The organism is Vibrio sp. Vb1574, assembly GCF_033338675.1.
Map to the genome: position 1 here is coordinate 1 of NZ_JAWOTC010000504.1, position 1,005 is coordinate 1,005.

At 46.2% G+C, this 1,005-nt stretch carries 1 protein-coding gene and 1 pseudogene; both read left to right on the top strand.

All coding sequences use genetic code 11. The features are described from left to right. Positions 1-376 (top strand): annotated as a pseudogene (locus tag R7O12_RS27190) (glutamate--cysteine ligase); the annotation flags it as partial. 24 nt (positions 377-400) lie between these two features. Further along, positions 401-1,005: hypothetical protein (locus tag R7O12_RS27195; RefSeq protein ID WP_015297256.1), on the top strand; the 605-nt coding region annotated here is incomplete at its 3' end.

Here is a 1,005-nt window from a genome sequence, read left to right on the forward strand (position 1 = left end):
ATCTTTGCAAGATTGGGCGAAGCGAGTATTCGTTGAGTTGCGCCAAATTGCAGTAGAGATGGATTCTGCGGCTGTTGGCGACGCTTACCAAGCTGTATGTGACAAGCTAGAAGCATGGATTGATAACCCTGAACTGACGATTTCTGGCCAATTGCTTGAGCTAACCAAAGAACTTGGTGGACTTGGCAAAGTAGGTTGTGCTCTTGGCATGAAGTTCCGTGAAGAAAATCTGGCTCACGGTTACCAACATTACTCGCAAGATATAATGGAAACGGAAGTGGCTTCTTCAGTTGAGAAACAGCGACAAGCGGAAGAAAGCGATACGTTATCTTTTGACGAGTTTCTGGAAAACTACTTCGCTTATCTAAAACAATAATCAATAAGTAAGGATTGGGTGGGATTGAACATTAAGCCGTTGGTTGTATCGGTTCTAGGAAGTGTGTTGCTTGCGGGATGTGCGACAGCGCCACCAAAACAGCAAGATAACCTATGTGAGATATTCCGAGAAAAATCTGGTTGGTATGATGATGCGAAAGATATGGAAAAAGAGTGGGGAACGCCCATTCATGTTGCCATGGCCATCATCAAGCAGGAAAGCAGTTTCCGCCATGATGCCAAACCACCCAAAGATTACGTATTGGGTTTCATCCCTTGGGGACGCGTAAGCAGTGCGTATGGCTATGCACAGGCTCAAGATCCTGCTTGGGATGACTTCCAAGATTCCACCGGACAAGGTGGTTCGCGCACCAATTTTGATGATTCGATAATGTTTGTTGGGTGGTATACCCACGAGACTCGTCGCCAGTTAGGCATTTCATTGTGGGACCCTTATAACCAGTATCTGGCCTATCATGAAGGGCGAGGTGGTTATAAACGTGGAACTTACAAAAGAAAGCCTAGTTTGATGAAAGTGGCTCGGCGCGTTGAGCAAACCGCAAAGACTTATGGCTGGCAGCTGAAGCAATGTCGTCAGGAATTGGAAGACAACAGCAGCTGGTTCTTTTA